At 71.2% G+C, this 25,303-nt stretch carries 26 protein-coding genes; 12 read left to right on the top strand and 14 right to left on the bottom strand.

Features of this window, described 5'->3' with window-relative positions:
- Window positions 1-32 precede the first annotated feature (32 nt).
- Complete coding sequence (locus ACIRB1_RS27780) at window positions 33-866, top strand: alpha/beta hydrolase (RefSeq protein WP_403467383.1); 834 nt, start codon at window positions 33-35, stop codon at window positions 864-866.
- Window positions 867-883: 17 nt separating this feature from the next.
- Here the strand turns inward: ACIRB1_RS27780 and ACIRB1_RS27775 are convergent, their stop codons facing one another.
- Both ACIRB1_RS27775 and ACIRB1_RS27770 read right to left on the bottom strand, forming a co-directional pair.
- Entirely contained in the window at window positions 884-1,609 is a 726-nt protein-coding gene (locus ACIRB1_RS27775) for a methyltransferase domain-containing protein (RefSeq protein ID WP_403467382.1), read from the bottom strand.
- A 20-nt stretch (window positions 1,610-1,629) separates the two neighbouring features.
- Window positions 1,630-2,199, bottom strand: a complete 570-nt coding sequence (locus ACIRB1_RS27770) for a PadR family transcriptional regulator (RefSeq protein ID WP_403467381.1) — start codon at window positions 2,197-2,199, stop codon at window positions 1,630-1,632.
- Window positions 2,200-2,269: 70 nt separating this feature from the next.
- On the opposite strand from ACIRB1_RS27770, the gene ACIRB1_RS27765 reads away from it, so the two are divergent.
- Window positions 2,270-2,668 (top strand): nuclear transport factor 2 family protein, encoded by a 399-nt coding sequence (locus tag ACIRB1_RS27765; RefSeq protein WP_403467380.1) that lies wholly within the window; start codon window positions 2,270-2,272, stop codon window positions 2,666-2,668.
- Between the two features lie 76 nt (window positions 2,669-2,744).
- On the opposite strand, the gene ACIRB1_RS27760 is transcribed toward ACIRB1_RS27765, so the two are convergent.
- The 5 genes from ACIRB1_RS27760 to ACIRB1_RS27740 all read right to left on the bottom strand — a co-directional run bounded on the left by ACIRB1_RS27760 (window position 2,745) and on the right by ACIRB1_RS27740 (window position 9,026).
- Complete coding sequence (locus ACIRB1_RS27760) at window positions 2,745-4,673, bottom strand: hypothetical protein (RefSeq protein WP_403467379.1); 1,929 nt, start codon at window positions 4,671-4,673, stop codon at window positions 2,745-2,747.
- A gap of 298 nt (window positions 4,674-4,971) precedes the next feature.
- Complete coding sequence (locus ACIRB1_RS27755) at window positions 4,972-5,778, bottom strand: SDR family NAD(P)-dependent oxidoreductase (RefSeq protein ID WP_403467378.1); 807 nt, start codon at window positions 5,776-5,778, stop codon at window positions 4,972-4,974.
- Complete coding sequence (gene hisD, locus ACIRB1_RS27750) at window positions 5,775-7,076, bottom strand: histidinol dehydrogenase (RefSeq protein WP_352179109.1); 1,302 nt, start codon at window positions 7,074-7,076, stop codon at window positions 5,775-5,777. The genes ACIRB1_RS27755 and hisD overlap by 4 nt, the downstream gene beginning before the upstream one ends.
- Window positions 7,077-7,128: 52 nt before the next feature.
- A complete protein-coding gene (locus ACIRB1_RS27745; RefSeq protein WP_352179110.1) occupies window positions 7,129-8,064 on the bottom strand; it encodes a VOC family protein in 936 nt (311 codons plus the stop codon).
- On the bottom strand, window positions 8,061-9,026 hold the full coding sequence (locus ACIRB1_RS27740; protein WP_403467377.1) for a fumarylacetoacetate hydrolase family protein: 966 nt from the start codon (window positions 9,024-9,026) through the stop codon (window positions 8,061-8,063). Before ACIRB1_RS27740 ends, ACIRB1_RS27745 begins: the two co-directional genes overlap by 4 nt.
- A 229-nt stretch (window positions 9,027-9,255) precedes the next feature.
- On the opposite strand from ACIRB1_RS27740, the gene ACIRB1_RS27735 reads away from it, so the two are divergent.
- The 8 genes from ACIRB1_RS27735 (at window position 9,256) to ACIRB1_RS27700 (ending at window position 17,023) form a co-directional block, all read left to right on the top strand.
- Window positions 9,256-9,561 (top strand): antibiotic biosynthesis monooxygenase family protein, encoded by a 306-nt coding sequence (locus ACIRB1_RS27735; protein ID WP_403467376.1) that lies wholly within the window; start codon window positions 9,256-9,258, stop codon window positions 9,559-9,561.
- A 37-nt stretch (window positions 9,562-9,598) separates the two neighbouring features.
- Window positions 9,599-10,723 carry an FAD-dependent monooxygenase gene (locus ACIRB1_RS27730; protein WP_403467375.1) on the top strand — a complete coding sequence of 375 codons (1,125 nt, stop codon included), beginning with the start codon at window positions 9,599-9,601 and terminating at the stop codon, window positions 10,721-10,723.
- Window positions 10,720-11,727 carry an amidohydrolase family protein gene (locus tag ACIRB1_RS27725; RefSeq protein WP_403467374.1) on the top strand — a complete coding sequence of 336 codons (1,008 nt, stop codon included), beginning with the start codon at window positions 10,720-10,722 and terminating at the stop codon, window positions 11,725-11,727. Before ACIRB1_RS27730 ends, ACIRB1_RS27725 begins: the two co-directional genes overlap by 4 nt.
- Window positions 11,724-12,701 (top strand): cyclase family protein, encoded by a 978-nt coding sequence (locus ACIRB1_RS27720; protein ID WP_352179115.1) that lies wholly within the window; start codon window positions 11,724-11,726, stop codon window positions 12,699-12,701. Before ACIRB1_RS27725 ends, ACIRB1_RS27720 begins: the two co-directional genes overlap by 4 nt.
- Before the next feature lie 8 nt (window positions 12,702-12,709).
- The gene (locus ACIRB1_RS27715) at window positions 12,710-14,116 is read left to right on the top strand and encodes an FAD-binding oxidoreductase (RefSeq protein WP_403467373.1); all 1,407 of its coding nucleotides are present in this window, start codon (window positions 12,710-12,712) and stop codon (window positions 14,114-14,116) included.
- Window positions 14,117-14,119: 3 nt separating this feature from the next.
- Window positions 14,120-15,076, top strand: coding sequence for a fumarylacetoacetate hydrolase family protein (locus tag ACIRB1_RS27710; protein ID WP_352179117.1), 957 nt, complete (start codon window positions 14,120-14,122; stop codon window positions 15,074-15,076).
- A 156-nt stretch (window positions 15,077-15,232) separates the two neighbouring features.
- Window positions 15,233-16,213 carry a LysR family transcriptional regulator gene (locus tag ACIRB1_RS27705; protein ID WP_352179118.1) on the top strand — a complete coding sequence of 327 codons (981 nt, stop codon included), beginning with the start codon at window positions 15,233-15,235 and terminating at the stop codon, window positions 16,211-16,213.
- Between the two features lie 39 nt (window positions 16,214-16,252).
- Window positions 16,253-17,023 carry an SDR family oxidoreductase gene (locus ACIRB1_RS27700; RefSeq protein WP_352179119.1) on the top strand — a complete coding sequence of 257 codons (771 nt, stop codon included), beginning with the start codon at window positions 16,253-16,255 and terminating at the stop codon, window positions 17,021-17,023.
- Between the two features lie 117 nt (window positions 17,024-17,140).
- Here ACIRB1_RS27700 and ACIRB1_RS27695 read toward each other — a convergent pair whose 3' ends face one another.
- A complete protein-coding gene (locus ACIRB1_RS27695) occupies window positions 17,141-18,106 on the bottom strand; it encodes a zinc-binding dehydrogenase (RefSeq protein WP_403467372.1) in 966 nt (321 codons plus the stop codon).
- 103 nt (window positions 18,107-18,209) lie between these two features.
- Here ACIRB1_RS27695 and ACIRB1_RS27690 point away from each other — a divergent pair, with 103 nt between their 5' ends.
- Window positions 18,210-18,692, top strand: a complete 483-nt coding sequence (locus ACIRB1_RS27690; protein ID WP_403467371.1) for a MarR family winged helix-turn-helix transcriptional regulator — start codon at window positions 18,210-18,212, stop codon at window positions 18,690-18,692.
- 10 nt (window positions 18,693-18,702) lie between these two features.
- Here the strand turns inward: ACIRB1_RS27690 and ACIRB1_RS27685 are convergent, their stop codons facing one another.
- A complete protein-coding gene (locus ACIRB1_RS27685) occupies window positions 18,703-19,662 on the bottom strand; it encodes an NADP-dependent oxidoreductase (RefSeq protein ID WP_352179122.1) in 960 nt (319 codons plus the stop codon).
- 153 nt (window positions 19,663-19,815) lie between these two features.
- On the opposite strand from ACIRB1_RS27685, the gene ACIRB1_RS27680 reads away from it, so the two are divergent.
- Window positions 19,816-20,658, top strand: coding sequence for a helix-turn-helix transcriptional regulator (locus ACIRB1_RS27680; RefSeq protein WP_352179607.1), 843 nt, complete (start codon window positions 19,816-19,818; stop codon window positions 20,656-20,658).
- A 178-nt stretch (window positions 20,659-20,836) separates the two neighbouring features.
- On the opposite strand, the gene ACIRB1_RS27675 is transcribed toward ACIRB1_RS27680, so the two are convergent.
- The 5 genes from ACIRB1_RS27675 to ACIRB1_RS27655 all read right to left on the bottom strand — a co-directional run bounded on the left by ACIRB1_RS27675 (window position 20,837) and on the right by ACIRB1_RS27655 (window position 25,299).
- A complete protein-coding gene (locus ACIRB1_RS27675) occupies window positions 20,837-22,093 on the bottom strand; it encodes an RNA polymerase sigma factor (RefSeq protein WP_352179123.1) in 1,257 nt (418 codons plus the stop codon).
- Window positions 22,090-22,431: a YciI family protein gene (locus tag ACIRB1_RS27670; RefSeq protein WP_403467370.1), complete on the bottom strand. Its 342-nt coding sequence runs from the start codon at window positions 22,429-22,431 to the stop codon at window positions 22,090-22,092. Before ACIRB1_RS27670 ends, ACIRB1_RS27675 begins: the two co-directional genes overlap by 4 nt.
- Window positions 22,428-23,165: a nuclear transport factor 2 family protein gene (locus tag ACIRB1_RS27665; RefSeq protein WP_403467369.1), complete on the bottom strand. Its 738-nt coding sequence runs from the start codon at window positions 23,163-23,165 to the stop codon at window positions 22,428-22,430. Before ACIRB1_RS27665 ends, ACIRB1_RS27670 begins: the two co-directional genes overlap by 4 nt.
- Before the next feature lie 176 nt (window positions 23,166-23,341).
- The gene (locus ACIRB1_RS27660; RefSeq protein WP_403467368.1) at window positions 23,342-24,874 is read right to left on the bottom strand and encodes an MFS transporter; all 1,533 of its coding nucleotides are present in this window, start codon (window positions 24,872-24,874) and stop codon (window positions 23,342-23,344) included.
- Window positions 24,875-24,885: 11 nt separating this feature from the next.
- Complete coding sequence (locus ACIRB1_RS27655; RefSeq protein ID WP_403467367.1) at window positions 24,886-25,299, bottom strand: VOC family protein; 414 nt, start codon at window positions 25,297-25,299, stop codon at window positions 24,886-24,888.
- Window positions 25,300-25,303: the final 4 nt, after the last annotated feature.

Here is a 25,303-nt window from a genome sequence, read left to right as displayed (position 1 = left end):
ACTCCAGGACTCCGCGGACCCATACTGCGGGCATGACCCATATCGACGTACAGCAGATCGAGCGGGCGAACGCGGCCGATCGCACCCCGGTCGTCTTCGTCCACGGTCTGTGGCTGCTGCCGAGCAGCTGGGACCGCTGGGCGGCACACTTCGAGCAGGCCGGGTACGCACCGGTCTCCCTGTCCTGGCCCGACGACCCGGAGACGGTCGCCGAGGCCAACGCTCACCCCGAGGTCATGGCGGGCAAGACGGTCGGCCAAGTCGCCGACCACCTCACGGAGTTGATCGGCACGCTGACCCGCAAGCCGGCGATCGTCGGCCACTCCTTCGGCGGACTCCTCACACAGATCCTCGCCGGGCGCGGACTGTCCGCCGCGTCGGTGGCGATCGACCCGGCGCCGTTCCGTGGTGTCCTGCCGCTGCCCGTGTCCGCGCTGCGCTCCTCGGCACCGGTGCTCAGCAACCCCGCCAACCGCAGTCGTGCCGTCCCCCTGACCTACGACCAGTTCCGCTACGGCTTCGCCAACGCCGTCAGCGAGGAGGAGGCCCGGGAGCTGTACGAGACGTACGCGGTGCCCGCACCCGGCGCCCCGCTGTTCCAGGCGGCCACGGCGAACCTCAACCCGTGGACGGAGGCCAAGGTCGACACGGAGAACCCCGAACGCGGACCGCTCCTGATCATCTCGGGCGAGAAGGACCACACCGTGCCGTGGTCGATCGCCAACGCCTCCTACAAGAAGCAGCAGCACAACAAGAACGTCACCGAGATCACCGAGATCAAGGACCGGGGCCACGCGCTGACGATCGACCACGGCTGGCAGGAGGTCGCGGACACCGCCCTGTCGTTCGTGCGCCGCTACGTGTGAACTCCCGCCTCTCGACGCTACGGCAGCCGTCGTGCCGCGACCATGCGGACGCGGGGGCTGCCGTCGCCGCGCTGCCCGAACTCGGGCAGGGCGTACAGGTCGACGGCGAATCCGGCCCGCTCCAACTCCGGCCGCACGCGGCCGAGTTGGAAGTCCCGGTAGTACATGACGAACGGCGGTCGCCAGACGGCGTTGCGGACCTTCATCACCGCGTCGAAGCCGGACAGCATCCAGTAGGCGGGCGAGGCCGGGCGCGGCGGCGCGACGACGGGGAAGGCGAAGCAGCCGCCCGGCCGCAGCACGGAGTGGACCTGGCCGAACAGCCCCGGCAGTTCGCGGGGCAGGAAGTGTCCGAACGCCCCGAAGCTCACCACCAGGTCGAAGGCCGAGGCGAACGGCAGCGCCCTGGCGTCGCCGCGCACCCAGGAGACACGGGGTCCGCCGCTCGTCACCCGCTCCCGCGCGACCTCGAGCATCCCCGTGCTGAAGTCGACGCCGGTGACGCTCCCTCGGCACACCTTCGTCAGCACCTCGACGCCCGCGCCGGTGCCGCAGCACAGGTCGAGTCCGTCGTCGAAGGGGCCGACGCGCCGCAGCATCGCGGCCACCCCGTCGAGCAGCGGGGCCGGGGTGCGGAAGGGGGTGTGGTCGAACTTGGGCGCGAGGAGGTCGTAGCCGTGCTCGACGGACGACAGTGCCTGGACGGCGAGTTCACGCAGACTGGGGCCTTCGGGGCTGAACACCCGGGTCAGCTTAGGGCCTGTCAGACGGGCCCTGGGGCAACCCGCTGCCTCAGCACCGCGAGAACGCGCTCGCACCAGCGCAGGTTCTCCTCCTCGAAGGAGATCCCGGCCATCAGGGTGAGATACGGCCCGACACGGTCGGCGTCCCGGAGGTGTTCCTCCTCGGTCCGGCCGGCGAGGAGGCGGTCCCGGACCCGTTCGTACCTGTCGAGCTTGCCGCGCGACCACGATCGGCGTTCCTCGATCAGCTCGCGGGTCACGGCGGGGTCGGTGCCGTCCATCGCCTGGATCTTGATGAGGAGTTCGTCGCGGATGGCGGTGGGGCGCCGGGGCGGCTCGGCGGCGAAGGCGTCGAGGTCGCGCCGGCCGGCCTCGGTGAGCGTGAACATCCTTTTGTTGGGCCTGCGTTCCTGCTGTACGACGCGTGCCTCGATGAGGCCGTCCTGCGCGAGGCGCTCCAGTTCGCGGTAGAGCTGCTGCGGTGTCGCGGGCCAGAAGTTCGCCAGCGAGACGTTGAACACCTTGGCCAGCTCGTAGCCGGAGGCCTCCCCTTCCAGGAGGGCCGCGAGGACCGCGTACTTGAGGGACATGTGGACACGCTAACAGCCGTTGATTAGTCTCATCCACACCTACTCAACAAATTGACTATGAGGTGAACCGATGCACGCGTTCCGTGAGGCCGTCGAGGCGCAGGACATGGACGCCGTCGAGGCGCTGCTGGCCGAGGACGTGGTCTTCACCAGCCCGGTCGTGTTCAAGCCGTACCCCGGCAAGGCGATCACCGCGGCGATCCTGCACGGGGTGGCCCGGGTCTTCGAGGACTTCCACTACGTCCGGGAGATCGGCGACCCGGACGGCACCGACCACGCGCTGCTGTTCGCCGCGCGGGTCGGCGACCGGGAACTGACCGGCTGCGACTTCATCCACGTCAACGAGGAGGGCCTGATCGACGAACTGACCGTCATGGTGCGGCCGTTGTCCGGGGCGCAGGCTCTCCAGGCCGCCATGGGCGCGCAGTTCGAGCGGATCGCGAAGGAAGCGGAGGCGCGGCTCGCGTGAGTCCTGCGGCGCGAGGACGGACCGGAGCTCGGACGGGTCCTGCGGCCCGGGCGGGTTCCGCGCCTCCGCCCCCGGCTCACTCGACGGTGAGGGTGAGGGCACCCGTGTAGGTCTTGCCCGGCGTGACGGCCGTGGCGGTCCCGTCGACCGTCAGGGTGACCTTCCTGCCCCGGGGCGCCTTGACGGTCGCGTCGGCGGCGAGCGCGAGCCGGGTCAGGTACGAGGTGCCCGTGACCGTCCACGTGGAGCCGCTGTTCAGCTGCACGATCGCGCCGTTGTTGACGGCGGCCCGCGCGGTGTTGGTGACGATGCCCAGCTCGTAGAAGGTCGACGCGTCGATGCTGGAGACCCGGTGCTCGGCCTTCGTCGCGGAGATGACGCCCTCGACACTCGCGCCCTCGAAGGTGAGGACCATGTTCTTGCCCGTGCGCATGCCGTTGTAGAAGTCGCCTTTCAGATCGATGGACTTGAAGACGGCGGCGCCGTCCGTGGCGTGCACGGCGGTCGGGTCGAAGCCCGTGTCCTTCGCGGGGTCGCCGGTGGGCTCGGTGTACACGCCGATGTTCATCATCTTGCCGTTGACGTTGACCGGGCCCGGGTCGTCCAGCTCGATCAGCTGGAGGATGACCCCGTCGCGCGGGTTGAGCCGGGCGCCCTGCGAGCCGTCGACGCTGATCGTGGTCTGCTGGCCCTTGTTGAGGAAGGTGGCCCGGTCCGAGTTGATCACCGTGCCGCCGTCGAGCGTGAGGTGGCCGGCGCCGAAGAACATGTAGCCGAAGTGCCCGGAGTTCACGACGGTGTTGCGCACCGGTACGGACGCCAACTCGGCCTTGGACAGGCCGAGTTCCAGTTCCGTGTTGAGCGCGGATACGGCGGCCCGGGTGCTGTCACCGTAGTGCACGACCGCGGCCGGGCCCGCGATGATGGTCGCGTAGCTGCCGACGTCGAGCCGGGAGCCGAGCACCCGCACGGTCGCGTCACCGATGGCGTAGGTGCCGTAGCCGTACTCCCCCGTGTTCCCGAAGTGGCTGTTGATCGCGGTGAGTTTGAGCCCGCTGCCGCCCTCGACGGACAGGGCGCCCCATGTCTCCGAGAACACGGTTGAGTTGAGGTAGGTGGCCTTGCTGTCCTTGCCGATGAGGTTGGTGGCGCGGACGTTGCCGTCGAGGCCGAGCATCCAGGGCACGGACTCCATGTACGGCGTTTCCACGGTGGCCTGGTAGTCGGCGGGGAGCACGCCGTTGCGGGCGCGGACGACGGAGTCCTTGACGATGACGTTGGCGCCGTCGTCGGAGATGACGGCGGTGCGGACGACGCCCTTGTTGTCGATCCGGGCGCCGTCGACGACGAGTGTGGTCGCGGCACCGTCGCCGACGACAGCGGCGCCGTAGCCCGCGAAGTCGCAACGGCCGTTGCCTGTCAGGGAGATGGAGGGCCGGTCGAGGGTGTAGGTGGCGTCCTGGACGTACACGCCGTCGAAGCACTCGCCGGTCGAGGTGATCGACACGTTCTTCGCGTAGGCGTCGGTGAGCTTGCCGCCGAGGACCGCGGCGAGGACGGACTTGTCCTTGACCACGCCGTCGGCGCCGACGTACACCGCCTGCCGGAAGGGGAAGGTGAGCGTCTCGTACGTCACCTCGTTGGCGGCGGCGACGGTCAGGACGACATCGCCCCGGTAGGTCCCGGCCTGGATCAGGGTGGCCGTGCCGCCGGTGGCGGTGAGCAGTTGGCCGGTCTCCACGCCGTCGACGGTCAGGGAGAGGCTGGAGCCGTCCGGGGCGACGATCTTCCCGCCGTCGGCGATCGAGAGCTCACTCACGCGAGTGGTCGCGGAGACCGTGTACGTCTCGCCGGATGCCACCGAGATCCGCGTTCCCGAACTCCCGGCCTTCCGCGGGGACTTGGGGCTTGTCGGAGCGGCGGTGGCGGAGACCGCCGGCACCAGTACGGCGCCGGCCGTGGCGGTACCGGCGATCAGGACCGAGCGTCGGGTGATCAGCGTCATTGCTTGCCTTCCCAGAGATCGATGCGCCGTCGCGCAGTGTGACCGGCCGGCCGTCGAACGCGGAGTGCGGACGGCCCGGCGGAGGCACCTGAGGTGCGCACGAGGGAGTGAAGCAGCCGGGAGAACCCCGGAACAGGCAGGTGGCACACCCATATGGGAGTCCGATGCCTCGGATCACGCGGACCATTTCATGGCGGTCACACAGAGTCGTCATAGCCGGGTACCGGACCTGAACACGCCGGTGAGGCGGGCGGCTTGCCGGCCGTCCACCTCACCCTTTTCCGTCCGCTCCTCGCCGCTACGCCGGGGCGATCATCCCCGCCGACAGGTCGATGTCGGCCCCGCACAGACCGGGCATCGCGAGCATCGCCACGAGCGCCTGCGCCACCTCGTGCTCCTCGACGAGCCGGCCGAGGGCGGCCCGGGAGGCGAACTCGCGCTCCGCCTCGGCGACGGTGCAGCCGGTCAGGTCGGCGGTGAGCCGGAAGTTGCGGTCCATGCGCGGGCCCCGGACCGGGCCGGGGGAAAGGGAGTTGACCGCGATCCCCTGCGGGCCGACCTCCCCGGCGAGGGTCCGGGTCAGGCCGAGCAGCGCCATCTTGGACGCGGTGTACGGCGTGCGGTTGAGCAGCGGGCGCTTGCCGCTGACCGAGGCCACGTTGACGATGTCACCCCGCCCGGCCGCGAGCATCGGCGGCAGAAAGGCCCGGCACATGAGATAGACGCCCCGGACGTTGGCGGCGAACACGTCGTCCCACTCGTCGGGCTCGATGTCGACCAACGGCCGTACGGGACCGGCGACTCCGGCGTTGTTGACGAGCAACGACACGTCCTCGTCGGCGAGTTGCGCGGCCAGGGAACCGACGGCCTCGGGGTCGGAGACATCGCAGGAGGCGGTACGGGCCTGTCCGCCGTCCTTGCCCACCCGTGCCGCCGCCTCCGCGAGCGCCGCCTCGTCGCGCCCGACCAGGATCACCCGGGCCCCGGAGTCCGCGAGGGCCAGGGCGAAGGCACGCCCGAGTGGCCCGCCGCCGCCGGTGATCAGTGCCGTACGGCCGTCGAGGGGCCCGCGACGGTCCGGGGTGACGCCGGGGTCCGAGGTCACGCGGTGTTCCAGGGCAGCTCGTCGCCCGCGGCCTTCGCCGCCCGCACATCGCCCGAGCGTGCGTGGCCCTCGAACAGCTCCACACGTGCCGCCCGCCCGCACAGTCGGCCGAGCAGCACCTGGGAGCCGGTGTCGGTGACCTCCTGGTAGGTGACCGTCTTGAGGTACTTCCCCACCCACAGGCCGCCGGTGTAGCGCGCGGCACCCCGTGTGGGCAGCACATGGTTCGTGCCGATGACCTTGTCGCCGAACGACACACAGGTGCCCTCGCCGAGGAACAGGGCGCCGTACTGGGTCATGCGCTCCAGCGCGAGGCGGGGTTCGGCGGTCAGCACCTCGACGTGCTCGAAGGCGAACTCGTCGGCGAGGGCGTACAGCTCGTCGAGGGTGTCGACGACGTGCACCTGGCCGTGGTCGCGCCAGGCGGGCCCGGCGAAGTCGCGGGTGGGCATGCCCGGCAGGAGGCGTTCCACCTCGGCGATCGTCCTCTCGGCCACCTCGCGGGAGGTGGTGATCAGGACGGCCGGGGAGTCAGGGCCGTGCTCGGCCTGCGAGAGCAGGTCCACGGCACACACGAACGGGTCGGCCCGCTCGTCGGCGAGGACGAGGATCTCGGTCGGCCCCGCGAACAGGTCGATGCCGATCTCCCCGAACAACTGCCGCTTGGCCTCGGCGACATAGGCGTTGCCGGGCCCGGCGACGAGGTTGACGGGCCGCATCGTGTCGGTGCCGACGGACATCGCGGCCACCGCCTGCACCCCGCCGAGCAGCCAGATCTCGTCGGCGCCCGCGAGATGCATCGCCGCGACGGTGGCGGCCGGGATCTCGCCGTGGATGGGCGGGGTGCAGGCGACGACCCGGGGTACGCCCGCGACCTTGGCGGTGACGATGGTCATATGGGCGGAGGCGGTGAGCGGGTAGCGCCCGCCGGGGATGTACGCGCCCGCCGCCCGCACCGGGATGTGCTTCTGCCCGAGGCGCACACCGGGCAGGGTCTCGACCTCGAACTCCCGCAGGGAGTCGAGCTGGTGGCGGGCGAAGGTGCGCACCTGGTCCTGGACGAAGCGGATGTCGTCGATGACCTGTCGCGGCACCGACGCGACGATCTTCTCGACCTCCTCGTCCGTCAGCCGGAAGGAGTCGGGGCTCCACTTGTCGAACTTCTCGGAGTAGGCACGCACCGCCTCGTCGCCGCGTGCGCGGATGTCCGCGATGACGCCGGTCACGGTCTCGCGCACCTGGTCGAGGGAGGCGGTCACCTCTGACGTGGGCACGGCGTGCTTCAGGATGGTTGCCACAACTGCGGCCTTTCTGCGGGTGGTTCGCGACGAATGGGTCCAGGCGGGGGTGTCAGACGGGCGGTGCCACGAACAGCACGTCGGGGTCGTTGAACTGCTCCTTGGCGACCGACTCGCTCATCGGGTCGGCGGTGCCCCACTGGTCCTGCGTGATCGGGTCGTCGACGTCATGGCGGCCCGGATGCCACAGGTCCTCCTCGAGGACGGCGAGTTCGGTCGTGTACTCGACCGTGTTGCCGTGCGGGTCGTGGAAGTAGGAGAAGGTGTTGTCGCCCGCGAGATGCCGTCCGGGCCCCCAGGTGAGCCGGGTCCCGGCGCGCAGCGCCCGTCCGGTGCCGCGCATGTACTCCTCGACGCCGCGCATCTCGAACGAGGCGTGGTGCAGGGACACATGGGGTCCCCGGGCGATCGCGAAGGAGTGGTGCAGCGGGCTGCACCGCAGGAAGTACATGAGGTCACCCATGTGCGTCGAGTACAGGGTGTCGGTGAGCCGGAACCCGAGGTGCCGGACGTAGAAGTCCCGCAACCCTTCCGGGTCCTGGGAGTTGACCACGCAGTGCGAGAGCCGGACGGGGATCGCCTCGCGCTCCTCGATCCTGCGGTGGGTGCGGGTCTCGACGTCCGCCGAGACCTCGACGACCCGCCCGTCCGGGTCGAAGAACCGGAAGCCGTAGCCACCGCCCGGGGTGTCCAACACGCCAGGCTCATCGATGAGTCGGACTCCCGCGCGGCCGAGCCGCCCGTGCAACTCGTCCACGGCGGCGGGCGATATGGCCCCGAAGGCCACGAGGTCCATTCGCTTCCGCTCGTCCTCGCGGACGCGGACGATGTACTGCTCCGGGCTGCCCTCGGCGGCGAAGAAGGCGACACCGCTGTCGTTGGCGACCTCGGTCAGGCCCCACGTGGTGCCGAAGAAGGCGCGCTGGCGGGCGAAGTCCGGTACGGCCAGGTCGACATGGCGCAGATGGGTGATGGGCTGGAAGCTCATGCGTGGCTCCTGACGGTGTTGCGCTGGTGGCCCAGGCCGGTGATCTCGGACTCGACGACGTCGCCGGGCTTCAGGAAGACGCCCCAGTGCGCGCCGTTGCCGGCCGGTGAACCGGTGAGCAGCAGGTCGCCGGGGCGCAGGGTGGTGGTCGTGGAGACGTACGCGATCAACCGGGGGATGTCGAAGATCATGTCCTTCGTGGACTCGTCCTGGCGTAGGACTCCGTTGTGGCGCAGGGTGATCCGCAGATCGCCGGGGTCTTTGACGAAGGCCGCCGGTACCAGGAAGGGCCCGGTCGGCAGGAAGGTGTCGGCGTTCTTGGCGGTGAACCAGTCGGTGCCGATGGCCTTGAGGTCGGGCCGGTAGAGGCGGTCGCGGGTGGTGAGGTCGTTCGAGATCGTGTATCCGGCGACGTGTCGCATCGCGTCCTCGGCCGGGATGTTCTTGCCCGGCTTCCCTATGACGAGGGCGAGTTCGAGCTCCCAGTCGTGCTGTTCGCCGAGCGCGGGGAGCACGATGTCGTCGTAGGGGCCGGTGAGCGCGCGCGGTGAGCCGAGGAAGACGTACGGCACTCCGGTGCGGGCGCGTTCGTCCATCATCGACTCGGCGTCGGCGCGGGCTTCTTCGGGGGTGGCGCCGTGCACGCTCTCTTTCTCGGCGGCGACGAGATCGACGACGTGCTTGCGGTAGTTGGCGCCGCTCTGGAGGATCTGGCCGGGCTCGATCGGGCTCAGGACGCGCAGCGCGGCCAGCTCGTACCAGGTCCCCTCTGCGGACCGGGCGAGGCCGTCGAGCCGGGGCAGCCAGGTGTCCCACTCCTCGACCAGCGCGCGGACCGACGGCACCAGGCCGGAGAGATCGCGCACACGGTCGCCGGTGACGAGGCCGGGGAAGTCCGCCGCACCGGCGGCGAACGTGCCGAGCGCGAACGGTCCGGCGTGGCGGGGCAGTTGATCGGGCACGGCGCTCTCCTCGTACGGCTGGGGGCTCGCCGTCGACGCTAGGCAGCCTCGGACCGGGGCGGAAATGACGATCCACGATGCCTGCCATCACCGGCCCGGGAACGCCCTCAACTGCGCCTCCATCGCCGTCCGGGATGCATGACGTCCCCCTTGCCGATGCCTCGATCCGTTGACCCTGCGTCGGGCGCCCACGCAGGCTCGGAGCACCCACTTTCCCGAGGAGAAGAACGTGATAGTCGAGCATGCCGAGCTGACCGTCGAGGCGGGTCGGGAGCGGGAGTTCGCGGAGGTGTTCGGCAGGGCCCGCGAGGTGCTGGCCGAGGCCGACGGCTTCCGCTGGGCCGAGTTGCTGCGCGGCGCGGAGCGGCCGACGACCTTCCTGCTGCTGGTCGGCTGGGACTCGGTCGAGGCGCACACGGCCGGCTTCCGGGAGTCCGAGGCCTTCGGCCGCTGGCGGGCCCTGGTCGGGCCGTTCTTCACCGCGCCGCCGGCCGTCGAGCACTTCCACGAGCTCGGGCCGCGCTTCTCAGGGTGACCCCCCAATCCTTCTTCTACGTTCGCAAGGATCGCCCATGCCCGTACAAAAGGTGCTCGTCGTCGGCGGCGGCATCACCGGAAGCGTGCTGTGCCTCGCGCTCGCCCAGCGTGGCGTCGAGGTGGAGCTCGCCGAGATCTCTCCGCAGTGGTTCGGTGTGGGCCATGGCATCACCCTTCAGGGCAACGCGCTCAAGGCGCTGCGTTCCGTGGGGGTGTTGGACCGGGTGCTCGCCCGGGCGGTGCCGTTCGACGTCATGCGGCTGCGCCGCGCCGACGGCGGACTCCTCACCGAGCTGCCCACCCCACACACCGGCGGGCCCGAACTCCCCTCCACGGCTGGGGCGTTGCGCTCGGAGTTGCAGGACGCGCTGTGCGACGCGGTGCGCGCGCACGGGGTGCGGGTCCGCCTCGGGCTGACCGTCGACCGGCTCGACCGGACACCCGACCGGGTGGACGTGGTCTTCACGGACGGTTCGACCGGCCGCTACGACCTCGTCGTGGCCGCCGACGGCATCAACTCGGCCACGCGCGCGCTGATCGGCATCGACGCCCAGCCCCGCCCGGTCGGCATGTCGATCTTCCGGATCGTCGCGGAGCGCCCCGCCGAGATGGACTGCGCCGAGGTGTACTACGGCGGCCCCCGCTTCAAGGCCGGCTACAGCCCGATCTCCCCCGACCAGTGCTACGCCTACCTCCTCGACGAGAACCTCGACGCCTCCCTGATCGGCCCGCGCGCCCCGCTCGCCCTGCTGCGCGAACGCGGTGCCGGGTACGGCGGGACCTGGGGCAGGATCCTCGCGCGGCTGCCCGACGACACGGCCGTCGACTACCGCTGGATCGAGGCGATCCTCGTCGACGAACCCTGGCATCGCGGTCGCGCGATGGTCATCGGCGACGCCGCGCACGCCTGCCCGCCGCTGATCGCGCAGGGCGCCGCGATGTGCATGGAGGACGCCGTGCTTCTCGCGGAGTTGGTGACCGGGGACGAGCCGATCGAGAAGGCCCTGGACCATTTCATGGACCGGCGCCTGCCCCGGGTGCGGATGGTGCTGGAGAACTCCCTCCGGCTCGCCGACTGGGAGATCCACCCGGACACCCCCGGCGCCGACCCGGCCCGCATCATGTCGGAGACCCTGGACACCCTGACGGCGGCGGCGTGAGCGGCTCGCCCGTGGTCGACTTCCACGGCCACCTCGCCGTCCCCGCCGCCGACGCCCTGGTCGCGGGCACCCCGGGTCTCGCCGCCGAACTCGCGGCCGAGCGGCGCGCCCACTCCCCCGCGTCCCTGACCGCCAATCGCGCCCAACTCCAGCGCCTGGCAACCACGTTGACGAACGTCTCCACGCGCCTCACGGACCTCGACGCGATGGGCGTCGACATCCAGGTGGTCGGCCCGATGCCGATGCACCGCTACTGGGCGGACCCCGACCTCGCGATCCACCTCGCCCGCACCGTCAACACGGCCGTGGCCGCGCACTGCGCCGGCGCACCCGACCGCCTGTACGGGCTGGGCACCGTCCCGCTCCAACACCCTGACCTGGCCGTCGCGTTGCTGGACCAGGCCGTCAACGACCATGGCCTGTACGGCATCAGCGTCTCGACGACGGTCGACGGCCGCGAACTGGCCCACCCGGCGCACGACACGGTGTGGCAGCGGGCGGAGGAACTGGGCGCGGTCGTCTTCGTGCACCCCTGGGGCTGCTCCCTCGGCGAGCGTCTCGCCACCCACTACCTGGGAAACACGGTCGGTCAGCCCGTCGAGACGACCGTCGCGCTCTCGCATCTCATCTTCACCGGCGTCCTCGACCGCTTCCCCCGCCTGAAGGTGGTGGCGGCGCACGGCGGCGGCTATCTGCCGACGTACATCGGCCGCTCGGATCACGCCTGGCGGGTACGGGAGGACGCGCGCGGCTGCGCCGAACCGCCGAGCGCCTATCTGCGGCGGCTGTGGTTCGACGCGCTGGTGTACACCCCGGGCGCCCTGCGTCACCTGGTCGAGGCGGTGGGCGCGGACCGGGTCGTCCTCGGCACCGACCACCCCTTCGACATGGGTGTCGACGACCCGGTGGCCCGGCTGGACGCGGCCGGGCTCGCTCCGGCCGACCGGGCCGCCATCGCCGGGGGCAACGCTCTCGACCTGCTGCTGAAAGGACGTACCCGATGACCACCGCCGCCCTCGGTCCGATCGAGGAAGAACTCGCCAAGGCCCGTGCCGCCTACCGCAATTGGGGCCGCTGGGGCGAGGACGACGTGCTCGGCACCCTCAACTTCATCGACGACGCCATCCGCGCCCACGCGGCGGGGCTGGTGCGGCGCGGGCGGTCCTTCTCGCTCGCCCAGGAGTTCAACGAATCGGGCCCGCAGCGCGGTTTCCGCGGCCGGATCAACCCGGTCCACTACATGCGGGACACCGGCTCCGACGCGGCGGCCGGCACCCAGGGTTTCCCGCACGGCTTCGGCGGCGCCGACGACCATGTCGTGATGCCGTTGCAGGCCTCCACGCAGTGGGACGGTCTGGGCCACATCTACGACAACAAGCAGGCGTGGAACGGCCGTCCGTGCACCATCGTCAACGGCGACGGCGACTCGGTCACCGGCATCGAGCACATGCGGGAGGCCTTCACCGGCCGCGGTGTCCTCCTGGACGTGGGCCGTGCGGTCGGCGACGAACACGGTGAACTCCCGGACGGTTTCCCCGTCCTGGAGGAGCATCTGCGCGCGACGATCGAGGCGCAGGGTGCCACCAGTTCCGTACGGCGCGGGGATCTGGTCCTCATCCGCACCGGCCAACTGGGCCGCGTACGGCGGCTCGGCGACTGGGGCGGTTACGCCGCCGGTGACGCGCCCGGCCTCTCCTTCACCACCCTCGGCTGGCTGCACCGCACGGAGATCGCGGCGATCGCCTCCGACACGTGGGGACTTGAGGTGCGGCCGTACGAGTTCCCGCAGCCCGCGATGTCCCCGCTGCACCAGATAGCGATCCCGAACATGGGCCTCCCGCTGGGCGAGATGTGGGACCTGGAGGCGCTGGCGGAGGACTGCGCGGCCGACGGTGTCTTCGAGTTCCTGCTGGTCGCCGCGCCGATCCCGGTGACCGGCGCGGTGGGTGCCCCCGTCAACCCGATCGCGGTCAAGTGAGGCCGCGCGTGACGGCCTTCGACCGGGGGACGGCCCCCGAAGCCCCGCAGGGCGACCGCTTCTCCGGCACCCTCCACCTCCCCGACGACGAGGACTTCGAGACGGTGTGCTTCGGCCGGGTCTTCAACGCCCGCCGCCCGAGGGACCGATCACCGGCCGCCGTACTGACGGCCGAGTCGGAGCAGGACGTCGTCGAAGGAGTACGGCTCGCCCTGGAGCGGGGCTGGCAGATCGCCGTCCGTTCCGGCGGCCACAGCTGGGCCGCCTGGTCGGTGCGCGAGAACGCCCTGCTGATCGACCTCGGGGGCTTCCGCGAGATGGCGTACGACCCGGCGACTGGGATCGTGACCGCGACGCCCAGCGTCAAGGGCGGCGACGAACTCAACCCGTATCTCGGCGAGTTCGGGCGCTTCTTCAACGGCGGGCACTGCCCCTCCGTGGGCATCGGCGGCTTTCTGCTCCAGGGCGGGCAGGGCTGGAACGCGCGGGGCTGGGGCTGGGCGGCGGAGAACGTCGTGGCGATCGATGTCGTCACCGCCGAGGGCGAGTTGGTGCGCGCGGACGAGACGCGGCACAGCGACCTGTTCTGGGCGGCGCGCGGTGCGGGCCCGGGCTTCTTCGGGATCGTCACCCGCTTCCATCTGGGCACGCGCCCGCTGCCGCGGTACCTGGGCCACACCGTGCACGCCTATCCGCTCGGCCTGTTCGACGAGGTCATGAGCTGGCTGCACGGCATGCACCACACCGTCTCCGACCTGGTCGAGATCGTCGCGCTCACCCAGACCCCGCCCGACCTGGACGAACCGGTGCTCCTGGTCACGGGCGTATCCATGACCGACACCGCCGAACAGGCCGCCGAGGCACTCGCGCCACTGCACGCCAACCCGTACGCGGACCGGGCGCTTTTCCGCGTCGAGGCCCAACAGACCACGTTCGCCGCACAGTTGGCCGGACAGCGCAGCGCCAACCCCGAGGGCCACCGCTACCTGGTCGACAACGCCTGGCTGACCGGCCCCGCCGACGAGGTCGTCCCGGCGATCCGCAGGGCCTTCACCGAGCAGCCCACCCGGCAGACCTTCACCATCTGGTTCTCGATGGCCCCGCTGCGTCAACTGCCCGACATGGCCTTCTCGTTGCAGTCGGAGATCTACTGCGCCGCCTACGTCGTCCACGACGACCCGGCACGCGACGGGGAGTTGCGCGCCTGGCTGGACGGGGCGATGGCGGACATGGAGCCGGTGACCGCGGGCCAGTACCTCGGCGACTCCGACTTCACCGTGCGGCAGATGAGGTTCATGGGCGACGCACAGTGGCGGCGGCTGCAAGAGATCAGGGCCGCCTACGACCCCAAGGGCCTCTTCGCCGGCTATCTCGGCACGGGCACCGTCACCAACACCAACCACTGGGAGCAGTGAGCGATGCGTTTCGCGACATACGAGTACGAGGGCGTGGAACGCGCCGGGGTCGTCCGCGACGGGACGATCCATCCGCTGCCCGAAGGGATCACCGTACTGACCCTGCTGGAACAGGACGTGCTGCACGCGGCCGGCGCCGAAGCGCTGCGCGCGCCGAGCGACTTGACGATGGATCAGGTGCGGCTGCTGCCTCCCCTCAGGCCGCCGTCCCTCCGGGACTTCGTCGGGTTCGAGGCACATATCGAGGGGGTGTCGAAGTCCCTGGACGGGCTGGAGCACGTGCCCGAGGAGTGGTACCGGGCACCCAACTTCTACTTCACCAACCCGCACGCGGCGTACGGGGCACACGACGACGTGCCTGTCCCGGCGGGCTGTTCGGTGCTGGACTTCGAGTTGGAGGTCGGAGTGGTCATCGGCCGCGGCGGACGCGACCTCACGCCGGAGCGGGCGCGCGAACACATCGTCGGCTACCTCGTCTTCAACGACTGGTCGGCGCGCGATCTGCAGAAGCCGGAGAAGAACCTGGGCCTCGGCTTCTCCAAGGGCAAGGACTTCGCGAACACGCTGGGCCCGTGTCTGGTCACCGCCGACGAGGTCGAGGACCGGCGCGACCCGGACGGCTTCCTGGACCTGGAGATGACGGTCACCCTCAACGGCGAGCTGATCGGCCGCGACACCCTCGCCAATGTCTCCTGGACCTTCGAGGAGATGATCGCCTACGCCTCCCGGGACGCCTGGGTGCGTCCCGGCGACATCCTCGGCTCGGGCACCTGCGGCTGGGGCGCGCTGGCGGAGTTCTGGGGCCGGGTCGGCGAGCGCACCCCGGCGCCGCTCCGGCCGGGCGACGAGGTGACCCTCGCGGTGGAGCGCCTCGGCACCCTCTCCAACCGGGTCGTGCCCGGCCGCAGGGACGTGTATCTGCCGCGGGCCCGCAAGCGCGGCCGGACCCCCAGGCCGTAGATCCGCCGGGCACTCCTCCGACCTGCGCACATCCAGGGATCCGATGGCTCCTATCGGATCCCTGTGACTTGTCCCCCGGCCCCTTCCTCGGCGGGAACCCGGTGGTTACGCTCGCGTTTCACCGAGCTTCAACGACGCGGCCGGAGGAACACACGCATGGGTCTGGGAGCGATCGACCTGAATCTTCTGGTGGCGCTGGAAGCCCTCCTGGAGGAGAAGAACGTCACCCACGCGGGGGTGCGGCTGTCCACCAGCCAGTCCGCGATGAGCGGCTCCCTGGCCCGGCTGCGGCGGCACTTCAACGACGAGCTGCTGGTGCGGGTGGGCCGCGAGTACGAACTGACCCCGCTGGCCGAGCGGTTGCTGCCGGTCGTCCAGTCCTCCCTGCACAAGGCGGAGGAGGCGCTGTCACTGACCCGGCACTTCGATCCGGCGCGCAGTCGGCAGCGGTTCTCGGTGGTGATGTCCGACTACGTGATGACGGTGTTCGTGGAACCGCTGCTGCGGGCTCTGGCGCAGGAGGCGCCGGGCATCCGAATCGACTTCCACCCCATCGTCACAGGACAGCTGGAGACCGAGACCCACCTGCGCTGCCACGACCTGATGATCGTGCCGCTCGGCTACCAGCTGCCGGGGGTGAGCGAGACCGTGATGCACGACCGGTTCGTGTGCCTCGTCGACCCGGACAACCCTCGGCTGGTGGACGGGCGGCTCTCGCTGCGCGACCTCGCCGAGATGCCCCACGCGGCCTGCGCGGTCGGCAAGCTCACCCCCGCCGACCGGCAGCTGGAGACCCTCGGCATCACCCCGCGGGTGCAGGTCAGCACGCCCGGCTTCAACGTGCTGCCGTTCCTGGTGAGCGGCACCGACCTGGTCGCCGTGGTCCCCGAGCGGCTCGCCCGGCGCTACGAGGGCTTCGCGCGCTGCGCCGTCGTACCGACGCCGTTCCCCGACGTACCGCTGGTGGAGGCCATGTACTGGCACCACAACCGGCACTCCGACCCGGCGCACCGCTGGCTGCGGGAGACGGTCCGCGCGGTGAGCGCGTCGCTGGACGACCCGGTGGTGCGGGAGATCGCCGGGACGGATGCCTCCCATGCCGATCACGCGTTTCCGGAGCTGACCGCGGCTTCCTAGCGTGGACGGGACACATCGTCCGCGTCCCTGGAGGAAGCCGTGAGCCGCACGCGTCTTGCCGGTCGTACCGTCGTCGTCACCGGGGCCGCGCAGGGCCAGGGGGCCGCCGAGGTCGCGGCCGCCGCCCGGGAGGGGGCGACGGTGGTCGCGACGGACGTCCTGGACGAGGCGGGCGAGAAACTCGCCGTGTCCCTGCGCGGCGACGGCCTCGACGTCCGCTACCGGCACCTGGACGTGTCGTCGCCGGACGACTGGGCGGGCCTCGCGGCGGCGCTGACCGAGGTGCACGGGCTCGTGAACAACGCCGGGATCGCCATGCGCGCCCGCCTCGGCGCGGTCGAACTCGCCGACTGGAACCGGGCGTTCGCGGTCAACACCACCGGCGCGCTGCTCGGCATCCAGGCCCTCACCCCGCTGATGCCGGCCGGTGCGTCGATCGTGAACGTCGGTTCGGTCGCGGGCCTCACCGCGCATCACGCGGTCGCGTACACGGCCAGCAAGTGGGCGCTGCGCGGCCTGTCGAAGGTGGCCGCGCTGGAGCTGGCCCCGCGCGGCATCCGGACGAACGTGATCCATCCCGGCTATATCGAGACCCCGTTGATGGCATCCGCGAACCCGGTGTTCGTCCAGGCCCATCTGTCGCTGACCCCGCAGGGCCGGCCGGGCACGGTCGACGAGGTGGCGCCGCTGGTCGTGTATCTGCTGTCGGACGAGGCGTCCTACGTCAACGGCGCGGAGATCACGGTCGACGGCGGCTACGCGGCGCACGGCGGGGTGAAGGCGATCACGAACGCGCTCGACGCCATGTGACGACCGGGATGTGCCGGCCATGGCGGTCGGTGCGCGGGACGTCGCCCCGGGCGTCGCCGTCGTCGGTGTGCGACATGGCGCCGCGCTCCTGGGGTGGATCGGGTACGTGCGGTGTCGTCAGGGCACGAGGACCGTGCGGACGCCCGGGACCTCGGGAGCGTTCCACACGCTCTCGACATCGGCGAGGGGTACCGCCCGCGTGGTGACCGCGATGCCGCCGCTCTCGATCTCGTCGACCAGGAACGGGAGTTCCTCCAGATATGTCCTGGTCGACACGGCGCCCTGGCCGTTGCCCTGGAGGCGGAAGTTCGCCGAACGCAGTGCCACTGACGGGAGTTCGACGGTGGGTCCCGCCATGGAGCCGATCTGGACCCAGTTCAGGGCGCGACTGCGATCGGCGCGGGCGCGCAGCAGGGCCATGATCGCGTCGCCCGCGGGCTTGCCCCACAAGTAGTCGATGACCAGGTCGACTTCGGCGGCCTCCTTGGCGAGGGCCGTCGCGGTGGCCTCGGCGTCGTCGGTGAGCGCGACGGTCGCGTCCGCGCCGAGTCCGGCGAGGGCCGCCAGCCTGGTCCGGTCGCGTCCGGCGCCGACGACCCGCCCGGCGCCGAGCCGCTTGGCGACCTGAACGGCCATCTGTCCGGCGTTGCCGGTGGCGCCAAGGATCAGCACCGACTGCCCGGCCTCGATCGGGACGCGGCGGCGCAGCGCGACCCAGGAGGACATGGCGGGGTTCATCGCGGCGGCGATCTTCACGACGTCCGTGCCGTCCGGGAGCGGGACGCTGCGGCGGCGGTCGATGACGGTGCGGGTGGCCATCGGTCCGACGAGGTCGTCGTCGGCGACGAAGTACACCAGCCGGCCGTCCGCGCGCCGGCCGACTCCGTCGACTCCGGGGACCAGGGGCAGCTTGCCGGTGCTCGTGTAGTGGTTGCCGGACGCGCCGGTGCGCACCCGGGGGTGCAGGCCGACGGCCAGGACGTCGACCAGCTCCTGGTCCTCGTCGGACGGCGCGGGCAGGTCGAAGGGCTCGTAGCGGGGCGGGGTGTCGTACGAGCTGACGACGGCGGCACGGATGTCCATGGCTGCTCTCCCGGAACGGGTTAGTAGGTGCCACGAACTTTTTAGTACGTGACACCAATCAAATTAGTAGGTGCCACGTACTAATGCAAGTAGAATCCGGGGCATGACCTCATCGCACGACACGCCCGCCCCGCCGATCGAGGACCTCGGCCTGGTCGACGCCCTCGCCCAGCTGTCGTTCCTGGTGCAGAACGCGCTGGCCGAGATCGCCGGGGAGCACGACCTGTCGATCACCCAGACCCGCCTGCTCGGAATCCTGCGGGACCGCGAGCCGACGATGAACGAACTAGGCCGTCACCTCGGCCTCGACAAGTCCTCCGTCACGGGCCTGGTCGACCGCGCCCAGCGCCGGGGCCTGGTCACCCGCACGCCCAGCATCGTCGACCGGCGCTCGTTCCAGGTGTCGATCACCGACGCCGGGCGCGAGATCGTGGCGCAGGTCGGCACCCGTTTCGCGCGGCGCATCGAGGGCTGCGCCGCCCCGCTGACCGAGGCGGACCGCGAGCGCCTGTCGCGGCTGGCGACCCGGCTGGTGACCGCCGACGCCCAGGACCGGGGCGTCGACCTGCGCACCGCACCCCGCTGACCGGACTCCGTCAGAGGGAGCCGCGCGGCACCGTCACCACGTGCTTGCCCACGACACCACCGCGCTCGAACGCCCGGTGCGCCGCCGCGATGTCCGCGAGCGGGTACACGCTGTCGATCACCGGGCGCAGCGCGCCCGAGGTGACACGGTCGGCCACGTCACGCAGCACGGGCGTCCGGGGGTTGGCGCTGAAGGCGCGGATGCGGCGGGAGCCGTGCACGCTCGACGCGGCGATCGCGGCGATGGCCGACGGGGACAGTCCGACGGTGACCATCCGGCCGCCCTTGGCCAACCGACCGCGGTAGCAGGGCAGTTCCGTGCCGACCGTGTCGACGATGACGTCGAACGGCCCGATCTGTTCCGAGGTGGTGGAGCCGTAGTCCAGGACCTCCTCGGCGCCGAGATCGGCCAAGAGCCCGGCATGCCGGTCGCGGGCCAGCGCGGTCACCCGGCCGCCCATCGCGTGCGCCAACTGCACGGCGGCCGTGCCGACTCCGCCGGCCGCGCCCCGGACCAGGACCTTCTCGCCGGACACCAGGCGCACACTGTCGCGCAGCGCGATCAGCGCCGTGGCACCCGCGACCACCAGGGAGGCCGCCTCGACCGACGAGAGGTCCGCCGGGGCGTGCGAGACGCGCTCGGCGGGGACCACGACGTACTCGGCCGCCGCGGCGACGGAGTGCCGCTGCCGGGGGTGCACCATGCCCCACACCCGGTCCCCCACCCGGTAACCGTCGACACCGTCGCCGGTCGCGGCGACGACGCCCGCGAAGTCCAGTCCCGCCCCGATCGGGAACCGGCGCCCCGACACCATCTTCAACTCCCCTGCCCGGACGAGCACATCGTGTCCGTTCACGCTGGTCGCCTCGACCGACACCAGGACCTCGCCCGCGCCGGGAGCGGGACGGTCCACGTCATTGATCCGCAGTACGTCCGCCGTGCCGAAACCGGTGATCTGAACGGCCTTCATGTCGCTGTCCTTCCGTGGGCTTTCGCGTGGTCGGTCCGATGCTGGACCCCGCACGCGCCATCACGGTCGTTCTCCTTTTCCTGGGTCCGGCAGACCCACCCTCGCGCGCCGCACCGACGGCATACTGACGGCGTGACCGACTCCTTCCCCGCCATGAGCGACGACCCCCGACGCGAACTCGCCGAGTTCCTGCGCACCCGCCGAACCCGGCTGCGCCCCGAGGACGTCGGCCTGGAGCCCGGTCCGAGGCGGCGCGTCGCGGGGCTGCGGCGCGAGGAGTTGGCCCTGCTCGCGGGAGTCAGCTCGGACTACTACCAGCGCATGGAGCAGGGCCGGGACGTACGGCCGTCCGATCAGGTCCTGGACGCCCTCGCGCGCGCCCTCGGCTTCTCCGCCGAGGAGACCCGCCACCTGCACAGCCTCGCCGCCGCCGCACGCAACCCGGTCCAACCTCCGCGCCCGTACGAGCCGGAGGAGGTTCCGGACACCACGCTGCGACTGCTGCGCGACATGACCTCGCCCGCTCTGGTCATCGGCCGTTTCCTGGACGTACTGGCCTGGAACCCGCTCGGTGGCGCCCTGTTGGGGGAGTTCACCCGGCAGCCCCGGCGGGAGCGGAACCTGCTGGCGCTGTTCCTGCGCCCCGAGGCCGACCGCGCGTGCCCGAACCGGGCGGCCACCGTCGCGGAGCTGATCGGCATGCTGCGGACGCAGGTCGCCGCCGATCCGGGGAACCCGCGCGGTGTCGAGCTGGTCGGTGAACTCGCCGTCCGCAGCGACGAGTTCGCGGCCCTGTGGGCCCTCCACGACGTGGTGGAACCGACGCGCGGGCAACTGCGCCTCGACCACCCCCGGATCGGCGAACTGAACCTGGACTGGGACGCCTACCCGATACCGGGCAACCCCGGTCCCGTCCTCATGGTCTGCACCGCGGCCGAGGGCGGCCTCGACGCCGAGCGGCTCCGGCTCCTCGCGGGCCTGCTCGACGTCCGCTGAGGCCAGCCCTGCTCAGCCGCGCAACCGGAGCGCCGCGAGCCAGGGCTCGGGCGTCCCGGCGTCCGGCTCCTCGGCCGCGAGCCGGGTCAGGAACTGCCGTGCGCGGCGCAGGAGTACGAGGACGGTCATCGGAACCTCCGGTGTGATGGGCTGTGTTCACCCCACCGACGAACGGTCCCTACGCGGATCGACACTCCGCGAGCCGACGCTCCAGGAATCTGCGCTCCGCCGCGTTCTCCACCAGCTCCAGGGCGCGTTCGTAGGCGAGAGCCGCCTCCGCCGTACGGCCGGCGCGGCGCAGCAGATCGGCGCGGGTCGCGGGCAGCAGGTGGTAGTCGGCCAGTTCGCCCGACCGCTCCAGCCCGGCCACCAACTCCAGTCCCGCATCCGGGTGGTGGGCCATGCCCACGGCGACCGCGCGGTTCAAACGGACCACAGCCGATGGCACGAAGCGCTCCAACTCGCCGTACAGCGCGGCGATATCGGCCCAGTCGGTCTCCTCGGCCGTGGGCGCGGTGGTGTGGCAGGCGGCGATCGCGGCCTGGATCTGGTACGGCCCGGGGCGGCCCCGGCGCAGCGCGGTCTCCAACAGCCGGGCGCCCTCGTCGACTTCGGTCCGGTTCCACTGCGTACGGTCCTGGTCCTCCAGGGTCACCAGCTCCCCCGCCGCGTCCACGCGCGTACCCCGGCGGGCGTCGTGCAGCAGCAACAGGGCTAGCAGGCCGAGGACTTCGGGCTCGTCGGGCATCAAGTGGGCGAGGACGCGGGCCAGCCGGATGGCCTCCGCGCACAGGTTCGTCCGCACCAACTCGGCGCCGGACGTGGCCGCGTAGCCCTCGTTGAAGAGCAGATAGACCACACCCAGGACGCCCGTCGTCCGCTCGGGCAGCAGATGCGCGGGCGGCACCCGGTACGGGATACCGGCGTTGCGGATCTTCTTCTTCGCCCGCACGAGCCGTTGCGCCATGGTCGCCTCGGGGACCAGGAAGGCGCGCGCGATCTCGGCGGTGGTCAGGCCCGCGAGCGTACGCAGGGTCAGGGCGACCCGGGCCTCGATGGGCAGCGCCGGATGGCAGCAGGTGAAGACCAGCCGCAGCCGGTCGTCCTGGACACCGCTGTCGTCGCCGTCGTACTCCGGGTCGTAGGGTCCCTCGTCCCGCCCCAGCACCGCGACCTCCCGCAGTTTCGCCGCTCCGACCGCCTCCCGGCGCAGGACGTCGAGGGCGCGGTTGCGGGCGGTCGTCGTCAGCCAGGCGCCGGGGCGGCGCGGGACGCCGTCGCGCCGCCACCGGTCGAGTGCCTGGGCGAAGGCGTCCTGCGCGCACTCCTCCGCGAGGTCCCAGTCGCCGGTCACCCGGATCAGGGTGGCGACGACCTGGCCCCACTCCTCGCGGAACGCGGCGGCGACCGCGCCCTCGACGTCCGGCACGCTCACTCCCAGACCGGCCGCACCTCGACCGAGCCGCCGCCGAGCGCCGCCGGGTGCCGTGAGGCCAGTGAGATCGCCTCGTCGAGGTCGCCGACCTCGACGATGTCGATACCGGCGATGTACTCCTTGGACTCGACGAACGGCCCGTCGCTGAGCAGGACTTCATCGCCCTGGACCCGCACGGTGGTGGCGTCGGTGGAGGGCCGCAGCCGGGCTCCGCCGCGCATCAGGTCCCGGCCCCGGACCTCCTCGATGTACGAGGTGAAGCGGGGGTCGCCGGCGATCTCCTCGGGGCCGAGTTCCTCGCCGCCGACGGGGGTGCAGATGAGCAGGGCGTACTTCATGACCCCTCCTCGTCCGTCACGGCCGCGACCGAGACGTGTTCGTGGACGATCTGCCAGCGCAGCCCGGCGTTGCGGTAGCCGGTGGTCACCCGCAGGACGTCGTCCAGCGGCTCGCCGCCGGCCAGGGTGCCGCGCAGCCGGACGAGGGCGTGGCCGAAGGCGATGGACTCGTCGACGCGGACGCGGAATTCCAGGACCTCGCGGAGCACCGGACCGGTGACGCTCGCGAAGACGCCCTCCATGGCCTTGCGGAAGGCGTCGATGCCGTGCGCTTCCAGGCCGGTGGTGAAGTGGAAGGCCTCCACGTCGGGCGCGTAGCAGGCGACGATGCGGTCGACGTCCCGTTCGCGGGCGGCCTCGGTCAGTTCGGCGTCGAGCGCGCGGATCTCCGGCTCGCCCTCCTCCTCGCCGTCCATCGGCCAGAAGGGGCGGACCTCCATGGCGCCGATGGTGGCCACGGGGTGCCTGGCGGCGGCCTCGACGGCCTCCTCCAGGGTGTCGCACTCGAGGATGTCGTATCCGGCGACGTACTCCTTGGTCTCCGCGAACGGTCCGTCGGTGCGCAGCACCTCGCCGCCGCGCACCCGCACGGTCACGGCGTCGGCGGGCTTCGCGAGCCGGTGCCCGTGCAGCCGTACGTTCCGGTCGCCCAGGTCCTCCACCCACGGTTCCACGGGTGTCATCCCGGAGTCGTCGGCGGTGTCGTCGCCGCACACGAGCAGCATGTATTTCATGGGTCCTCCCGGTCCTCGATGAGCTTCCTACACCCCACCGACGAACGCGACCGAGCCGGATCGACACCCGGGAAGAAAAAACAGTCGAGCCGGATCGACACCCCGCCGTGAAGGACACGGAGAGGCCGGGGCACCGGCCCCGGCCTCTCCCCCGCTCACCGCTCACCGCGCGCCCGTCACGCGGTGGCGGCCTGCACGGACGGCTCCCCCACCCCCACGGTCGACCGCTCGGTGTTCTTGCGCACGAGGAGCAGCGTGACCACCGCGCCCAGCAGGGAGGCGCAGCCGCAGATCACCACGCCGATGGCCATGCCGTGGCCGAGGGCGGTCTGCGCGGCGGCCTTGGCCTGGGCGCTGCCCGCGTTGACGACGGCGAGCGGACCGGCCGCCTTCTCCATGCCCGCGTCGGCCCCGCTGAGCTTTCCGACCAGGGCGGAGGACGCGAGGCTCATCGCGATCGTGGAGATCACGGCCGGGCCGAGCCCCTGCCCGAACTCGCGCACCAGGCTGGTCGCGCCGCTGGCCATGCCGGTCATGTTGATCGGTACGGCGTTCACGGCGGCGGAGGTCAGCGAGGACACCACGCAGATGAAGCCGATGCCGAGGAGCAGCACCGGGCCGATGAAGGCCGCCAGGGAGGTGGTGGTGATGGGCAGCGCGGCGATCCAGAACTGTCCCGCGGCCATGGGCAGCAGGCCGCCCATCAGCAGCCAGCGGGCGTCGATCCTCGTGAGCATCCGGCTGAGCACCGGTGCGAGCAGCAGCGGGATCAACTGGAGGATGACGAACGGCATTCCGGCCCGCAGCGCGCTCAGGTGCATGACCGCGCCGAGCCGGATGGAGACGCAGTACGCCGTGCCGATGAAGCCGAACATGCCGGCCAGCGCGACGACGGCCGCCGCCGCGAAGGACGGGATCTTCAGCAGGTCGAGGTTGAACATCGGCGAGGGCGCGCGGGTCTCGGCGACGACGAACCCGGCGAGCGCGACGGCCGCCAGGGCGAGCGCGCCGACGATCGCCGCGCTGCCCCAGCCGCGGTCGCCGCCCTCGATGATGCCCCAGAGCAGGGCGGTCAGACCGACGGCGATGGTGATCTGGCCCGGCCAGTCGAGCGCGCGGCCCTCGGGTGCCCTGGAGTCGGTGACGAGCTTCCAGGAGGTGACCGCGACGAGGAGGCCGAGGACGACCGGTGGCACGAACGCCCAGCGGAAGTCGGCGACCGTGGCGAGGATGCCGGAGGACAGCGGGCCGAGCGCGGAGGCCAGGGAGATCGACAGCGCCCAGGTGGAGACGGCCCTCGCCCGGTCCTTGCCGTCCGGTGTGGCCGCCGCGATGACCGCGAGGGAGCTGGGGAAGAGCGCGGCGGCGCCGATGCCGGCGAGGGCCTGCCCGGTCCACATCATGGTGATGTTCTGCGAGGTGGAGTTGAGGAGTTCACCGAGCGCCAGGACGAGCCCGCCGAGCACCAACAGCCGCTTGCGGCCGAAGAGGTCGCCGACCACACCGAAATTCAGTTCCAGAATGGCGGTGGGGAGAATGAACGCGGAGGTGACCCAGGCGACCTGGGAACCCGATGCGCCGAATGCGGCCTGAATTTCTCCGTTGATGGGCGAGGGAACCGTAATGCACAACTGTGCTGCCGCCACCGCGAGACAGCACGCTATGAGTGTTCCGGGGTCCAGTCTTTTCAAGGAGGTCGAATCCGTCATCGTGCGTGCCCTCACTCTGCGTTTTTCTCTATGAGTTCGATGAGATTTCCCTCGGGGTCGGTGACCCAGGCCATCCGCACTCCGGGTTCGGGGGACGGCCCGGGTGCCATGACCTCGCCCGCTCCATGGGCGACCAACGCGCCGTGGACGGGGTCGAGTTCGGGGGTGGTGACCGCGAAGTGCCCGTATCCCTCGGTGAGGGCGGCGGTCAGCGGGTCCGGCGCGCGCAGGCCGGGGGCGGAACCGGGTCTGGCGAGCAGTTCGATCCGCCAGCCCTGGGGATGCTCCAGGACGACACCGCGCAGACCGGGCCCTTCGAGGTGGAACTCGAAGACGGTGCTGAGCCCGAACGCCTCCTGGTACCAGGCGAGTTGGGCGGCCAGATCGCGTACATTGACGCCCACGTGGTCGAGTCGGCTGGTCACGGGC

The organism is Streptomyces sp. NPDC096013 (assembly GCF_044763565.1).
Taxonomy (GTDB): Bacteria; Actinomycetota; Actinomycetes; order Streptomycetales; family Streptomycetaceae; genus Streptomyces.
Note: the sequence above shows the minus strand (reverse complement) of the source record. Positions and strands in the feature narration are given on the sequence as shown.

What these genes read in the sequence shown, in the direction of transcription:
- ACIRB1_RS27730 (WP_403467375.1), top strand. Translation starts at nt 9,599, where the DNA reads ATGCCCGTACAAAAGGTGCTCGTCGTCGGCGGCGGCATCACCGGAAGC.
- ACIRB1_RS27685 (WP_352179122.1), bottom strand. Translation starts at nt 19,662, where the DNA reads ATGAAGGCCGTTCAGATCACCGGTTTCGGCACGGCGGACGTACTGCGG.
- ACIRB1_RS27765 (WP_403467380.1), top strand. Translation starts at nt 2,270, where the DNA reads ATGCACGCGTTCCGTGAGGCCGTCGAGGCGCAGGACATGGACGCCGTC.
- ACIRB1_RS27660 (WP_403467368.1), bottom strand. Translation starts at nt 24,874, where the DNA reads ATGACGGATTCGACCTCCTTGAAAAGACTGGACCCCGGAACACTCATA.
- ACIRB1_RS27705 (WP_352179118.1), top strand. Translation starts at nt 15,233, where the DNA reads ATGGGTCTGGGAGCGATCGACCTGAATCTTCTGGTGGCGCTGGAAGCC.
- ACIRB1_RS27710 (WP_352179117.1), top strand. Translation starts at nt 14,120, where the DNA reads ATGCGTTTCGCGACATACGAGTACGAGGGCGTGGAACGCGCCGGGGTC.
- ACIRB1_RS27780 (WP_403467383.1), top strand. Translation starts at nt 33, where the DNA reads ATGACCCATATCGACGTACAGCAGATCGAGCGGGCGAACGCGGCCGAT.
- ACIRB1_RS27695 (WP_403467372.1), bottom strand. Translation starts at nt 18,106, where the DNA reads ATGGACATCCGTGCCGCCGTCGTCAGCTCGTACGACACCCCGCCCCGC.
- ACIRB1_RS27760 (WP_403467379.1), bottom strand. Translation starts at nt 4,673, where the DNA reads ATGACGCTGATCACCCGACGCTCGGTCCTGATCGCCGGTACCGCCACG.
- ACIRB1_RS27670 (WP_403467370.1), bottom strand. Translation starts at nt 22,431, where the DNA reads ATGAAGTACGCCCTGCTCATCTGCACCCCCGTCGGCGGCGAGGAACTC.
- ACIRB1_RS27770 (WP_403467381.1), bottom strand. Translation starts at nt 2,199, where the DNA reads ATGTCCCTCAAGTACGCGGTCCTCGCGGCCCTCCTGGAAGGGGAGGCC.
- ACIRB1_RS27745 (WP_352179110.1), bottom strand. Translation starts at nt 8,064, where the DNA reads ATGAGCTTCCAGCCCATCACCCATCTGCGCCATGTCGACCTGGCCGTA.
- ACIRB1_RS27720 (WP_352179115.1), top strand. Translation starts at nt 11,724, where the DNA reads ATGACCACCGCCGCCCTCGGTCCGATCGAGGAAGAACTCGCCAAGGCC.
- ACIRB1_RS27665 (WP_403467369.1), bottom strand. Translation starts at nt 23,165, where the DNA reads ATGAAATACATGCTGCTCGTGTGCGGCGACGACACCGCCGACGACTCC.
- ACIRB1_RS27690 (WP_403467371.1), top strand. Translation starts at nt 18,210, where the DNA reads ATGACCTCATCGCACGACACGCCCGCCCCGCCGATCGAGGACCTCGGC.
- ACIRB1_RS27680 (WP_352179607.1), top strand. Translation starts at nt 19,816, where the DNA reads ATGAGCGACGACCCCCGACGCGAACTCGCCGAGTTCCTGCGCACCCGC.